This window comes from Pseudomonas sp. AKS31 (assembly GCF_023634765.1).
Lineage (GTDB): Bacteria > Pseudomonadota > Gammaproteobacteria > Pseudomonadales > Pseudomonadaceae > Aquipseudomonas.
Genome location: NZ_JAMLFX010000002.1, coordinates 527,966 through 542,477 on the forward strand (window position 1 = coordinate 527,966; position 14,512 = coordinate 542,477).

The window sequence follows — 14,512 nt, forward strand, 5'->3', positions numbered from 1 at the left end:
AAGGGACTTCAGGGCATCCGGTGTTGGGTTGGTCATGGTGGCGAGCTCCGTTCGGTGAGGTAACGGAGTGATTGAAAGCGCATTGGTGGGATTGCGCACCTGTCAGATCTGACAGGTGCGGGTATGAAACCGATGAGCGGTAGCGCGTGAACCTGGATTACAGGAGGAGTGGAACGCTTTGTGCGGAGAGATTTTCACCCCTCAAGCGTTTGCACATCAGACCCGCAATCGAATCTGCCGCCCCAGCACATCCATCACGTCACAACCATCGCGGAGCAACATCGCGGCGGCATGGGCCAGTTGCTGTACATCAGCACCCTTTGCAGACGAGATATCCAGGCTGGCCAGACTTTCCATCATCTGCGTCACCGCCAGAAAGCGACTGGCCGCGCTGTTGTGCAAGACATCCAGCGGGGCTTCGCTGGAGACCAGTAATACTGGAATGCTGTCCTCGTTGTGGGTCATGGAAATGTGCGCACTCATGCTTCACCTCCGGTCTGCGCGGCCTGCAAACCGGCGACGGAAGCCAGCACCAATGCGCGGGCGGTGCCGAGCATTTGCTGGCTGGCCCAGTGCAGTGAGCCACAGTGTTCCGGGCGGGTGGCGGTGGGTGCTTGGTGGGCGAGGGCTTCGGCGCAGTTGAGGTAAACGGAGGCGTGTTCGAGGGCGTCGAGGAGGGGGATATCGGGTTGGGCGGTGAAGAGGTGGTGGGCGACGTGGTCGCAGGGGGCGAAGGGGGTGGGTTTTGTGGTTGGGTCGGTCATCGGTGTAGCTCCTTAGTCATCAAGAGCTGCCACCAGATCGCCGTCAAACGAATGGGTGGCAACTGTGCGCAGGTTGACGGACCGGTCTAAGGTACCCGGCGCACTCGAAAGTGCCCCGCACACAGTCACCATTTAGCTTTGTTTCGAGCACGCGAGCGCGCTAGCAAAGTTGGGGAACAATGCACACCTTAAAAACCGCCGAGCCGTCAAACCCGATCACGAATGAGTCGTGACAGGGCGCGAGGATAGGGAGTGAGGGCAGGGCAGTCAACCGCTGCAATCTACCGGCGTTTGGCGGGATTCTTTGTAGGGGCGACGCTATGCGCGTTGACAATCTGCCAGCTTTCTTCGATGAAAAAGATCGCAACCTCTGGTAATTCACACACTGACTATGTGGGTGCTACCAGAGGTTGGGCAGCTTCTAAAAATATACAGCAAACATAATCTGGCTCCGTTTGGCGCCTCGGTTATTCTTTGATGGCTAGAAAAGGTGCGATGTTTGGAAAAGGGTAGAACTGGACATTGAAATACGGATTCAACAACTCTTCAGTAGTAGTATTGCGCCGGATGGATACGTGATGCCATGTGGCATTTTTTTGACGATACAATGCACTGAGTACATGTCCTAAAAAACCATGAGGGATCACGTTCCCCCCAACTTTTCCTGCCCACTCAATAAATTCCTCTTGAGTGCCAGGGTGGGGAGAATACATGAGAGTCCAGTGAACTTGCATTGATGTAACTTCAAGCGTTTTGGTTTCGCCTGCATTGTCTTGCAGGGTAATGATGGTTTTTCCTTTGCCCACGGCCTTGATCCTGCCATACCGATCAACTGTGGCGACGCTTTCATTTGCTGATTTGAATGTGTAAGGAGGAACTCCTTCTTTGGCTCCCCTGTATAAGGCAATTGAAAAAGTATGTCCGATGATATCCCAGTCTGGACTGACCCCTTCAAATGAAGCGGTATGGTATGTCAGTGTTACTGGACTATCATCCCAGACGAGAGAGTTTGCAGTCTTGACGTTATAAATACGCTCTTTGAATTGTGTCCCTTGCCGTTCGTCCGCACTTCCTCCCAACCCTGTTTTAAATACCATTTTCAAGTCGCTGCCGTTCTTCAAACTTTTCAAATCGGCAAGCGGGATTGTGTGGGTCTGAAAGCCTTGGCTGATCCACGTGCTGTTGGTTTTCGAATCAGGTGGCTGCCAGAAAGTTTTTGCATACTCGCTGCCGTTCGTATCATTGAGTGTGCCTGTCACACGTAGCCAGACATATTGCTCCAGAGCAATGAAAGGGTAGCTGTTCACTCGCATCGTTGCGTTAGTGGTCAGCGCGCTGATATCGAGCGTAGGGCCGTTACCGCTATCTGCAGCTTCGATGATCAATGGCATGCCTAGTCTTGGATCGCCATCGGTGATCGGCAGCACGCCAAGAAGCAATTCATCCGAGCCCTGCGGTACTGAATTGCGGATCACGCTGTAAGTCACGCTGACCTGTTTGCCCAAATTGAACGGAACCACCGACCCGGACAATGTAACTTCCTTGTCCGCCTGCTCGGTGATATCGACGGGGTCCGTCGTTGCGCTGCCCTGACCGGGCGTGCCATGCCATGTCACGCGAACCTGGGTTCCGATCATGTTGTCATAGGCTGTCACGATGGCCGTCAGCGTGTCTTTTGCAGCAATCGGATCAAGAATGTCGTTCGGGGCTTCCTTGATTTTCGGCGCTTTCAGATCCAGCGCCACGCCGATCTGCAGTTTCAATTCCTGCGAATACCCCAACGTTTCTCCCCCTCGCTCAATCCGGTAATCCGCCACCACCGCGCCGTTGAGGTTGGCCGTGACGTACTGTTTCGGCACGGTCACCCGCACCGGCTTGCCAGCAGTGGCGGGGATCAGGTCGATATGGTCACTGAAGCTGCCGCCGCTGGCCGAACCCTTCCAGTTAAAGTTGAACCGGTCTTTGTCCCGGGTATCGGTGTGGGTCAAGACCAAGGTTGCGCCGGAGGGCGGCACCTTGTCCGGATCCAGCACGTCATTGGCGTCTGCTTCTTCGACTTCCGGGCGTTCAAAGATTGGCTTCGCCACGCCGACCTGCATGATGAATGGCAGCGATTCGCGCACGCTCAGCAGGGTAGTTTCGCTGTTGGTGACGACGTAGTAGACCTTGACGCCCAAACCATCGAAACGCTGGATATCGCTTTGGGCAACGGCGCGCAAGACGGGCTCGCCATCCGCGATGTTGCCGACCGGGCGCGGGTCCTCATAGTAAACCGTGTCGCCGCCGGGCGCCTTTGCCTCCCAGATCACGTTAAGCAGATCACTAGCGTTGCGACCGACGTACCACGGAGCACTCACCGTCGCCCAAGGCGTATCGACTGGCAACGTCCCGCCGGGTGCCTCGGCAACGGTAGGCGCGGGCAGTCGGCTGATGTCACCGACGACGCTGACGCTGGCGTTTTTCGAGGGGCGGTCGGACTCATTTTCGCGGCGCCGGATAAAGCCCACCGATGCGCTGCCCTTGGCGATGGCGCGCACGGCTTCGTTGGGGATGATGAACTCGAGATGAAAGTTCACGAACTTCACCGCCATCGATAATGGGCCGACGATAATTTGCGGGCCTTGGGCAGGCGTGCCGGTCCAGGTCAGGAGCACTTCATCGCCCACGTCAAAATCGGCATCTGGTGTGGATACGTGCACTTTGACGTCGTCGTCACCCAGTTCGTCGAGATCCACACGAGTGGTCGGCTGGCCTTTGACCAGCACCAGCGGTGGGTTCAGGCGGTCACCGTTCATATCGACCAGCACCGATTGCAGGGCCGACCACGGTGCGCGCTCGTCCGGGTAGTTGCCGCAGCGGTCGACCACCTGAAACGCCACCGCCACCGCTGAGCCATCGCCGGCGGCCTTGATCAGGTCGTAATCGAAAGTGATGTCGATCGGGTTTTTCAGCGGATCCGCGGCTTGTTCCGGGGTGACCAGATGCATCACTTGCTGGCTGCCCCAGCGGGCGTGGATGCGGTCGTAGCGGGTCAGGTTGCGGTAGGGAACGATGCGCATCGTCACCACGCCGTTTTGCGGAAAGTCCTGATCGACTTCGTAGCGGTCGAGGGAAAAGTTGAGGTCGGAGTGGCCGTCATCGCCGGGGATGTCATCGTATTCGCCGGGGCGGGTCAGTTTGACCAGCAGCTTCAAGCGGGGTCTGGATTCTTCGCCGGGATAGTTCTTGCCGGAAATCTTGTAGTAAACGTTGGTGGCATCACCGTCGAGCACAAAGTCCTTGGCCAGGGTGAAGATCACATCACGATTGAGTTCGGACTCGTATTGAATGGTCTTGCTCCACACCTCCTGCGTAGCGTTGTTCCAAAACACATCGACCCGGTCGCCGATGTCCATGTCGAGCCAGGCAGGCACAGTGCCTTGCAAACCGTTTTCCACGCCACGAATGGGGATGCCGCCATCGTAGTCCTCCGCTGGGTCGAGCGTGTTCAGGGCAGGGAAGTAGAGGGACTTCAGGGCATCCGGTGTTGGGTTGGGCATGGTGGCGAGCTCCGTTCGGTGAGGTAACGGAGTGATTGAAAGCGCATTGGTAAGATTGCGCACCTGTCAGATCTGACAGGTAAGGACTGAAATCCGACGTGTGGTAGGTGTTTGCACAGGGATCGTTCATTGAACGAACCGGATTTCTGAAGATAAAAAAAGCTCTGCATCTTTCGATACAGAGCTTTTCAAGGGATCAGACAAAGCGCTCTTCGTTTGCGTTCACCTCGGTAGATCCACCGCGGCTTTACTTCTGCGCAACATCCGCCGGCGCTGCGTCGGGTTTCTTCGGCTTCATCAAACTGAAATCGATCAACGCGCGCTGTTGAGTCTGGTACGGGTCGCCGATCAGTAGTGGGCGCGCCTTGAAGCTGTCGCTGACCAGGCTCTTGCTGTGGTCGAGTTCATCGAAACTCAAACCGGCCAGGTCGGCCCAGGTGTGGATCAGATGCGAGCTGCTGTAGGGGCGATCGAGGTCGCCGGCGAAGTTCCACTCGTGGTTGGCCTTCCACTTCGGTGACGCCCAGGCCATGAACGGGATGGTGTACATCGGCGCGGTCGGTTTGTTTTCGTTGCGCCCCAGAGTCTTGTGGCCCACCGAGTCGAACACGTCTTCACCGTGGTCCGAGAGGTACAGCAGGAAGCCGTTCGGATCGGTCTTGGCGTAATCCTTGATCAGGCTCGACACCACGAAGTCGTTGTACAGCACGGCGTTGTCGTAGCTGTTGTAGGTCGGGACCTGGTCGTCACGCACGCCGGCTGGCACGCCGGTGCGGTCCTGGAACTTGTCGAACGTCGGCGGGTAGCGGTACTGATAGCTCATGTGCGTGCCGAGCAAATGCACAACGATCAGCTTGCGCGGTGCCGCGTCTGCCAGGGCCTTGTTGAACGGCTCGATCACATCGCCATCGTATTGCGCGGCGTTCTGGTTACGGTTGTTGTTGAGGTACACCTGCTCGTCGGCCTGTTCGGAGAACGTGGTGAGCATGGTGTTGCGCTTGGTCATGGTCTGCTGGTTGGTGATCCAGAAGGTCTTGTAGCCAGCCTGTTTCATCATGCTGACCAGCGACGGTGTCGACAGGTACAGGTCTGGATGCTCTTCGTCAGCGAAGGTCAGCACTTGCTGCAACGCCTCGATGGTGTACGGGCGCGGGGTGACGACGTTGTCGAAGACCGCGAGTTGATCCTTGAGCTTGTCCAGTTCCGGCGTGGTGTTGCGCTGATAGCCGTAAAGACTCATGCGCTGACGGTTGGTCGACTCGCCGATGACCAGCACCAGGGTCTTCGGCTGATCGGCCGAGGCGTCCTTGAGGTTTTTCAGCGGCGGGATCTTGCTCACGTTGTGCAGCATGCCCTGCATATCGGCGAGGGTATCCAGATAACGGTGATAGGCCACGGCCATCTGCCATGGCACGGCCGGCTCGATACGGGTTTCGAACTTCTCGAAGCCTTGGGCGAAAGTACCCATGCGCAGGGTCTGTTTGACCAGCGGATAACCGACCACCGCGATGACGATCGCCGTAGCCGCGACCAGCGCACGACCACGGGGCATGTACACCGGGCGCAGGCGAGTCCACAGGAAATAAGCGAACGCGGTATGCGCGAGGAACGCCGGCACCATCCACCAGGCAAAGTACTGGGTCATGTACTCGCCGGCTTCGGAAACGTTCGACTCGAACATGATGAAGATGACGCTCTGCGAAAACTCCTGCTGATAGATGAAGAAATAGCCGAGACTGGCCATCGAGCAGGCCCACAGCACTACGCCGATCACGGCAGCGAGCAGTTTGGTGCGTTTGGGGAAGAGCAACATCGGCGCCAGCCACAGCGCGCTCATGAAGAACGCCTGACGGAATCCGCTGAAGCCGGAGGTGCCGGTCAGCTGAATCAGCAGTTGGGTGATGCCCGAGAAGTACCAGAAGAATACAAACAGCCAGATAAAACCGGCCCAATCGAAACCTGTCGCAGTCGTTTTGCTGCGTTTGAACAATGCCATTCGGCGCTCCAGCTCACTCGTTACAACCACCGCCGGAACATCCATGAAGCCGACGAACGAAGGCCGTACACACAGGTACGGCCAGAATGGGGCAGAGTATTACGAAGGGAATGTGAAAAGTTTGTGAGTTGCCGCTAGATCTGAAGAGACGCGAGCAGCGGTGCAGCATGTCGGGAACAGCGGCTGCCGTTCCCGAAACAGGGGGGATCAGGCGTGCGGGTGACGCTGAACGACCGGCAAAGGTTGCGGCTGCACACCTTGGGTCAATAGGCGCAGCTGCGCCAGCTCCTGCTTCAACTGGTCGCGTTCGTCTTTCAACTGGCGCAATTCATCGCGACGGATTGTCACGTACAGGGTTTGTGGCGGCATTGCTGTGTGTACTGTGCCCATTGCTCACCTCGCAAATGGCGTGCATCAACTGTAGGTCGTCCCCGCTTTGGGTACTGACTTACTATCGGCGCCGATTTTGATTTCTTTTGCCTGTGAATGGAACTTTTTTATTTTTCATGGTCGGTGTGTCTTCGGCAGGATTCGGGGCGTTATCAGTCTGGATCGGGCACAATGCCCGGAAACTTCATCGCAACGCTCTGGACTAACCTCCATCAGTCGCGTTGGGCTATAACCAATGACACACATTTATTTGTAGTAAGGAGCATCAGCACATGCAACTCGGGATTATTGGACTGGGCCGCATGGGCGGCAATATTGCGCGACGTCTGATGCTCAACGGGCACACCACCGTTGTTTACGACCGCAATACCGCTTTCATCGAGAACCTGGTCGCCGAGGGCTCCACCGGCGTCGCCGACTTGCCGGCACTGGTTGCCGGCCTGACCAAACCGCGTGCGGTCTGGGTCATGTTGCCGGCCGGCGCACCCACTGAAGACACCATCAACACCCTGAGCACGCTGCTCGAAGCCGGCGATACCATCATCGACGGCGGCAACACCAACTATAAGGATGACATTCGCCGGGCCAGGACTCTGGCCGAGAAGGGCCTGCACTACATCGACGTCGGCACCTCCGGCGGCGTCTGGGGCCTGGAGCGCGGCTATTGCATGATGATCGGCGGTGATGCTGAAACCGTGCAGCGCCTCGACCCGCTGTTCGCCGCTCTGGCACCAGGCATGGGCGACATCCCGCGCACCAAGGATCGCAAGTCCGATGACCACCGTGCCGAACATGGCTACATCCACGCCGGTCCAGCCGGTGCCGGGCACTTCGTGAAGATGATTCACAACGGCATCGAGTACGGCATGATGGCCGCGTTCGCCGAGGGTTTCGACATCCTCAAGACCAAGTCCAGCGAGCGCCTTCCGGAAGATCAGCGTTTCGACCTGAACGTGGCCGACATCGCTGAAGTGTGGCGCCGTGGCAGCGTGGTGTCCTCGTGGTTGCTCGACCTTACCGCTGATGCGCTCGCCAGCGATCCGAAGCTCGACGGTTTCTCCGGCTCCGTTGCCGACAGCGGCGAAGGGCAATGGACCATCGAAGCGGCCATGGAACAAGCGGTGCCGGTACCGGTGCTGTCGAACTCGCTGTTCTCGCGCTACCGTTCGCGCGGTCAGGGCACCTTTGGCGACAAGATTCTTTCGGCCCAGCGCTTCGGCTTCGGCGGCCACGTGGAGACACCGAAGAAATGACCCATACGATCCGCAGAAAATCCAAGGCAGAACCCGCACCACCGACCACGCTGTTTTTGTTCGGTGCCCACGGCGACCTGGTCAAGCGCTTGCTGATGCCGGCGCTGTACAACCTCAGTCGCGACGGTTTGCTTGACGACAATCTGCGGATCGTCGGCGTTGACCACAACGCCATTACCGATGAAGCCTTCGCGCAAAAGCTCGAAGACTTCATCCGAACCGAAGTGGCGGCGAAGGTCGGCAAGGGCGATCAGATGCTTGATCCGGCCTTGTGGGCCAAGCTTGCCAAAGGTATCAGCTACGTCCAGGGCGATTTCCTGGACGACAGCACTTATTCTGCGCTGGCGGCGAAAATCGCCGACAGCGGCACCGGCAATGCGGTGTTCTACCTGGCCACCGCGCCGCGTTTCTTCAGTGAAGTGGTGCGCCGACTGGGCAGCGCCGGTTTGCTTGAAGAAACTCCCGAAGCGTTCAGAAGGGTGGTGATCGAGAAGCCGTTCGGCTCCGATCTGCAAACCGCCGAAGCCTTGAACGCCTGCCTGCTCAAGGTGATGTCCGAGAAACAGATCTATCGGATCGACCATTACCTGGGCAAGGAAACCGTGCAGAACATTCTGGTCAGCCGGTTCTCCAACAGCCTGTTCGAAGCCTTCTGGAACAATCACTACATCGACCACGTGCAGATCACCGCCGCCGAAACCGTCGGCGTCGAAACCCGTGGCAGTTTTTACGAACACACCGGCGCACTGCGCGACATGGTGCCCAATCACCTGTTCCAGTTGCTCGCCATGGTGGCGATGGAACCGCCAGCCGCGTTCGGCGCCGATGCGGTGCGCGGCGAGAAGGCCAAGGTCGTCGGTGCGATCCGCCCTTGGACCACCGAGGAGGCGCGGGCCAACTCGGTGCGTGGCCAGTACAGCGCCGGTCAAGTCGATGGCAAGCCGCTGAACGGTTATCGCCAGGAACCCAACGTTTCGCCGGACAGCAGCACCGAAACCTACGTCGCGCTGAAGGTGATGATCGACAACTGGCGCTGGGTCGGCGTGCCGTTCTACCTGCGCACCGGCAAGCGCATGAGCGTGCGCGACACCGAGATCGTCATCTGTTTCAAACCGGCGCCGTACGCGCAATTCCGTGACACCGAAGTCGACGAGTTGCAGCCGACTTATCTGCGTATCCAGATCCAGCCCAACGAAGGCATGTGGTTCGACCTGTTGGCCAAACGGCCGGGGCCGGCGTTGAACATGGCCAATATCGAACTGGGTTTTGCCTACAAGGATTTTTTCGAGATGCAGCCGTCGACCGGTTACGAGACCCTGATCTACGACTGCCTGACCGGTGACCAGACGTTGTTCCAGCGTGCAGACAACATCGAAAACGGCTGGCGCGCGGTGCAGCCGTTCCTCGACGCCTGGCAACAGGATGCCACTGTGCAGACCTATGCCGCCGGAGAAGACGGCCCGCAAGCTGCCGAAGATCTACTGACTCGCGATGGTCGCGTCTGGCATGGCCTCGGATGAGTGACTTGCCGCAACAACCTATCCGTTTTCTGCTCAGTGACATGGACGGCACGCTGTTGCTGCCCGATCACAGCCTGAGCCAGCGCACCATTGAAGCCGTGCGTTCGCTGCGTGAGGCGGGCGTGTTGTTCAGCCTCGCCACCGGTCGACCACCCAAAGCCATGCTGCAGCAGATCGAAGCCTTGGGCGTCGATCTGCCAACCGCAGCGTTCAATGGCGGCACCATCGTCAATCCGGATGGCAGCCTGCTGGTGGCGCATTACTTGCCGGCCACCACCGCGCTGATTGCGCTGGCAACGTTCGCCGATCAACCGGATGTGGAAATCTGGGTGTTCAGCGGCGGCGATTGGCTGCTCAAGGATCCGCACGGGCCGATGGTGCCGCGCGAACAGCATGGCCTCGGTTATCCGCCGGTGGTGGTCGAGAGTTTCGAGCCGTACCTTGAGCGCATCAACAAGATCGTCGCGACCAGCAACAACACTGAGCTGTTGATCGAGCTGGAGGCGCAACTGCTGCAGAAGGTCAACGGCATGGCGCAAGTCTCACGCTCGCAACCGGTGTATCTGGACGTCACGGCGCTGGAGGCCAACAAAGGCACCGCACTGGCGACCCTGGCCGAGCATCTCGGGATTGCGCTTGAGCAGACAGCGGCCATCGGCGATGGCGGCAACGACCCGGCGATGTTCCATTGCGCCGGCCTGTCGATTGCCATGGGGCAGGCGGAGGAGGCGGTGAAGCGTCAGGCCAACGTAGTCACCGCGCCGAACACCGAAGACGGCGTGGCGCAAGCGATCGAGAAGTACATCCTCCCTCACTGATTCAGCGCAAATCTTGTAGGAGCTGCCGCAGGCTGCGATCTTTTGACCTTGATTGATAAAAACAGGATCAAAAGATCGCAGCCTCGTTTCACTCGACAGCTCCTACATGGACCGGGGCGGTTTGATCAGAGCCAGTAGCTCACGGCATACCAGCCCAGCAAACCCATCACAAAGGTGTACGGCAACGCCATCCACACCATCCGCCCATACGACAAACGCACCAGCGGTGCAATCGCCGAGGTCAGCAGGAACAGGAACGCGGCCTGGCCATTCGGCGTCGCCACGCTTGGCAGGTTGGTGCCGGTGTTGATCGCGATGGCCAGCGTCTCGAAATGCTCACGGCTCATGTGCCCGGCGAGGAACGCCTGTTTCACTTCGGTGATGTAGATCGTCGCCACAAACACGTTGTCACTGATCGCCGACAACACGCCGTTGGCAATAAACAGCATGCCCGGTTGTTGTTCGACCGGCAGGGCCAGTACCCACTCGATCAACGGCGCGAACAGCTGTTGATCGTGAATCACCGCGACCACCGCAAAAAACACCACCAGCAACGCCGTGAACGGCATGGCGTCCTTGAATGCGCTGCCCAGACGATGCTCGTCGGTGATGCCGGTAAATGCGGTGATCAACACAATCACCATCAAGCCGATCAAACCGACTTCGGCGATGTGCAAGGCCAGGCAGCCGATCAGGATCAATGCTGCCGCGCCTTGCACCAGTAGGGCTGCGCGTTGGCGCGCCGTGCGGTCGGCATTGTCTTCGGCGGCGTAGTTGGCCAGCACGGCGCGAACATTGTCCGGCAGCAGCGTGCCATAGCCGAACCAGCGCAGCTTCTCCAGCAACACGCAGGTGATCAGACCCGCTGCCAGCACCGGCAGCGACACCGGGGCGACTTTCTGGAAGAACTCGCCGAAGTGCCAGCCCATTTCGTGGCCGATCAACAGGTTCTGCGGTTCGCCCACCAATGTGCAGACACCGCCCAACGCCGTACCGACTGCGCCGTGCATCAGCAAGCTGCGCAAGAACGCACGGAATTGTTCCAGGTCGTCGTGATGCAGTTTCGGCAGGTTCCGGTCGTCAGCAAACTCGCTGTCCTGGCGCGGATCGTTGCCCGACGCGACGCGGTGATAAACGGAATAGAAACCGACCGCCGCACTGATGATCACAGCGGTCACCGTCAGCGCATCGAGAAACGCCGACAGGAACGCCGATAGAAAGCAGAACATCAAGGCCAGTACCGCTTTTGAACGCACGCCCAACAGCAGGCGCGAGAACAGAAACAGCAACAGATCCTTCATGAAGTAGATACCGGCCACCATGAACATCAGCAGCAGGATCACCGGGAAGTTGTGCACCAGTTCATCGTAAAGCGCCTGCGGGCTGGTCATCTTCAGCAGCAATGCTTCGATCAGCAACAAACCGCCGGGCATCAGCGGATAGCACTTGAGCGCCATCGCCAGGGTGAAGATGAATTCGATCACCAGCAACCAGCCGGCCGCAACCGGCCCGACGCTGAACAGCACGACGGCATTGAGGATGAGGAAACCGACGATGGTCGCCTTGTACCAGCGTGGCGAGTGCCCGAGAAAATTTTGCGCGAACGCCTGGGCCATTGAACCGGACATCGGCTGCTCCTTGTCTTTAGAAGCGCGCAAGTTGCCGGATGTGGCTGGCAAGTTCAAGGTGTTACTGGATTTAACCAAGGTCTTTTTTGAAAACCGGGCGTGCGCTTTGACGCTGGAACGACAAAGGCCCACCGGGTCATGACTCGGTGGGCCTTTTGTCTGCAGGAGGGAAGTGTTTATCGCAATTTCGACGAAACCACTCTGATTGCCCAAGGCGTCGAGATTCGAGCCAGATCAGATCTCAGCCTGAAGGTGTGAACGTGGTCTTCTTCCAGGTCCTTGATCGTTGCAAAGTAGACACCCTGGTCATTTGCAGCGAAGGGCACCAGGTCACGTTCATAGTCGACAATCCAGCCTGTTTCCCTTGGGTTTGCTGTGCCAACCAACGTCACCGATGTATCGGTCGTGGTTTTTTGATTGCCGATCAATTGAAAGCTTTCATTGCCCAGGACGAACTGAATACTGATCGGTGCAGGCTGCTTTACCAGGACCCGCCATGGCGATGATTGCTGCCCGTTTGTCTCGCGGGCAATGAAGTTTTGAGTACCTGTCTCAAGGCCTTTGACGTTGGCGCTCCAATTTCCGTTGGAATCAACATTCAGGAGTTTTACCACCGTACCGTTATTCATCAGTTCCACGACCTTGTCAGGTGTACCTGTGCCGGTAAAGTTCAGTTCGTCATGGAATGTGAATTCACCGTTTTTGATGACTAATCCATCAGGACCGGTGACCCAGGTGATCGATACCGTTTCGCTTACATTCACATCGACAGTCCATGTCGGGGACTCTTGGTTATCGGTGGTTTTCACATGGTAGACGTGACGCCCCCGTTTCTGATCAAGGAGGAGTGCACTGAAATGACCCTCAACGTCAACATTGACGGGAGGGTACGCCGGAGCACCGTTGTCCCATATTTCCGCCTGCTGATTCGGAGAGGCCGAACCGACGAAAGAAAGATGACCGTTTGTGGCAGTACCGCCATCTTGAACGGGGTTACCCTCACCATCGGTGACTGACAGGATCTTGGGAGCAATGGATTCGGCACTGCCTTGCAAAAGACCTACCGACGTAAAATGAGGTGACAGTTTCACTTGATCGTTCATATAAAAATTCCTTTTTCGCGACGGGCGTGCAGCGGTTCTGCACGCCCTGCAATCTGATGCGCGATCAAGGGTGCCGTCTACTGTCAGAAATTACAGGTTGGACGGTATTTGCGACGAACGGTAAATACTGACGGCCTACTGATTGAGATACCGCGCGACCATGGCCCGGTAGTTGCCATCCAGTGAATAACCACCGACAAGGATGGCGTTGTCCGGTTGCACGGCCAGCGAGTTGGCCGTGTCCAGGCTGCGTCCCAGGCGCGTGCGCAACCAGCCTTTGCCATCGCCGAAGCTGTGATCCAGGCCGCCGTCACTGAGGTAGCGGGCAACAACAAAGTCCGCTTCGAATCCGCCAATGGTTGCACCGACCGCGATGATGCGGCCATCCGCCATGGGTTGAGCAGCGCTCCATTGGCAGCCGCTGGGGCCGATCTCCAGCAGTTGTGGCTGGCCGCCATGGTTGTGCAGGTTCGGTCGACCATTGGTGTGCAGGCAGTACGCCATGCAACGGATCGGGTCGCGACTGCTGCCGAAACAATGCAGTGCCTCCGTCGATTCAAGGACCTGACTGACCTGAGCGCTTTGCCCGTGCGCCTTGAACGCCATGAAGCCGTCCACGGCAAAACGCTCGTCGAGGCAGCCGTTGGGCAGATAGCGCGCCAGCAAACCCTCCTGCGGAAAGTCGATGGAGCCGGCCACCACAATTCGCCCATCCTTTTGCAACAGCAGGCTGCTGAGCCAAGTGTTGAGCAGCAAGTGGCGAATCATCACGAAGCCGCGGCCGTTGAACGTCTCATCGAGGCTGCCGTCGGGTTTGAGGCGAATCAGCATGCCGGCATGGTCGGCGAGTTCGAAGTGATGATTGGCGATCAACAGAATGTGCCCGTCGTCCTGCACGACGAAGTCGCAGGCTTCGGCACCGGGTACGCCCGGAGGTAGCCAGGCATCCCGGCTGCCCATGGACAAGTCACCGGGCAGGCGCACTACCTGGCGACCGTTGTCACCGAAAGCCAAATCCGGCTCGCCCTGTGCGTCGAACAAGGCCAGCGCCGGCAGGGTGCGATGCGCGTTTTCATAATGCAGGCCGGCGAGCAGGATGCGCCCGCCGGAGAGTGCCTGGACCTTGCCGGCCGTGGCTTCAAACCCCGGAGCGAAGGTGTCGATCACGCTGCCTTGCTCTCCGAAGGTCAGATCGGCCGAGCCATCGGCCAGCATCCGCGCCAGGCCGAATCGACTGCCGCTGGCAACGCCGACCTTTGCCGCGACCAGAACGCGCCCCTGTGTATCGATGGCAATGTCCTCGGTCAGGCTGGACATACTGCCAGCGAAATACACTTGAGCGACGCCGGTGGTGGCAAACGTTCTGTCGAGTTGACCGGTTCGACTCAATAAAGTCGTCGATAGCGCCGGCAGCGCAAAAGTGTTCAGAGTGGACATGCACGCATCTCCTTGCGAGTTGACCTTGTACCGGGAACCGGGTGGGTAACTGCATGAGCGGAAC

11 protein-coding genes are annotated in these 14,512 nt (G+C 58.3%); 3 read left to right on the forward strand and 8 right to left on the reverse strand.

Annotated elements, in window-relative coordinates:
• Window positions 1-216: 216 nt before the first annotated feature.
• From M9827_RS08415 to M9827_RS08435, 5 genes are all read right to left on the reverse strand, one after another.
• Window positions 217-483: a short-chain dehydrogenase gene (locus M9827_RS08415; protein ID WP_250605032.1), complete on the reverse strand. Its 267-nt coding sequence runs from the start codon at window positions 481-483 to the stop codon at window positions 217-219.
• A complete protein-coding gene (locus M9827_RS08420) occupies window positions 480-764 on the reverse strand; it encodes a DUF3077 domain-containing protein (protein ID WP_250605034.1) in 285 nt (94 codons plus the stop codon). Before M9827_RS08420 ends, M9827_RS08415 begins: the two co-directional genes overlap by 4 nt.
• Before the next feature lie 467 nt (window positions 765-1,231).
• The gene (locus tag M9827_RS08425) at window positions 1,232-4,303 is read right to left on the reverse strand and encodes an immunoglobulin-like domain-containing protein (protein ID WP_250605036.1); all 3,072 of its coding nucleotides are present in this window, start codon (window positions 4,301-4,303) and stop codon (window positions 1,232-1,234) included.
• 247 nt (window positions 4,304-4,550) lie between these two features.
• The gene (locus tag M9827_RS08430; protein ID WP_250605038.1) at window positions 4,551-6,299 is read right to left on the reverse strand and encodes a phosphoethanolamine transferase CptA; all 1,749 of its coding nucleotides are present in this window, start codon (window positions 6,297-6,299) and stop codon (window positions 4,551-4,553) included.
• 207 nt (window positions 6,300-6,506) lie between these two features.
• Window positions 6,507-6,689 (reverse strand): DUF6026 family protein, encoded by a 183-nt coding sequence (locus M9827_RS08435; RefSeq protein WP_007914840.1) that lies wholly within the window; start codon window positions 6,687-6,689, stop codon window positions 6,507-6,509.
• 272 nt (window positions 6,690-6,961) lie between these two features.
• On the opposite strand from M9827_RS08435, the gene gnd reads away from it, so the two are divergent.
• The 3 genes from gnd to M9827_RS08450 are packed head-to-tail and all read left to right on the forward strand — an operon-like array spanning window position 6,962 to window position 10,280.
• Complete coding sequence (gene gnd, locus M9827_RS08440) at window positions 6,962-7,942, forward strand: phosphogluconate dehydrogenase (NAD(+)-dependent, decarboxylating) (protein WP_250605040.1); 981 nt, start codon at window positions 6,962-6,964, stop codon at window positions 7,940-7,942.
• Window positions 7,939-9,462 carry a glucose-6-phosphate dehydrogenase gene (gene zwf, locus M9827_RS08445; protein WP_250605042.1) on the forward strand — a complete coding sequence of 508 codons (1,524 nt, stop codon included), beginning with the start codon at window positions 7,939-7,941 and terminating at the stop codon, window positions 9,460-9,462. Before gnd ends, zwf begins: the two co-directional genes overlap by 4 nt.
• Complete coding sequence (locus M9827_RS08450) at window positions 9,459-10,280, forward strand: HAD family hydrolase (RefSeq protein WP_250605043.1); 822 nt, start codon at window positions 9,459-9,461, stop codon at window positions 10,278-10,280. Before zwf ends, M9827_RS08450 begins: the two co-directional genes overlap by 4 nt.
• A gap of 125 nt (window positions 10,281-10,405) precedes the next feature.
• Here the strand turns inward: M9827_RS08450 and nhaB are convergent, their stop codons facing one another.
• The 3 genes from nhaB to M9827_RS08465 all read right to left on the reverse strand — a co-directional run bounded on the left by nhaB (window position 10,406) and on the right by M9827_RS08465 (window position 14,448).
• Window positions 10,406-11,908: a sodium/proton antiporter NhaB gene (gene nhaB / locus M9827_RS08455; RefSeq protein WP_250605045.1), complete on the reverse strand. Its 1,503-nt coding sequence runs from the start codon at window positions 11,906-11,908 to the stop codon at window positions 10,406-10,408.
• 176 nt (window positions 11,909-12,084) lie between these two features.
• On the reverse strand, window positions 12,085-13,011 hold the full coding sequence (locus tag M9827_RS08460; protein WP_250605046.1) for a hypothetical protein: 927 nt from the start codon (window positions 13,009-13,011) through the stop codon (window positions 12,085-12,087).
• A 135-nt stretch (window positions 13,012-13,146) separates the two neighbouring features.
• Window positions 13,147-14,448: an NHL repeat-containing protein gene (locus M9827_RS08465; RefSeq protein WP_250605047.1), complete on the reverse strand. Its 1,302-nt coding sequence runs from the start codon at window positions 14,446-14,448 to the stop codon at window positions 13,147-13,149.
• Window positions 14,449-14,512 lie beyond the last annotated feature (64 nt).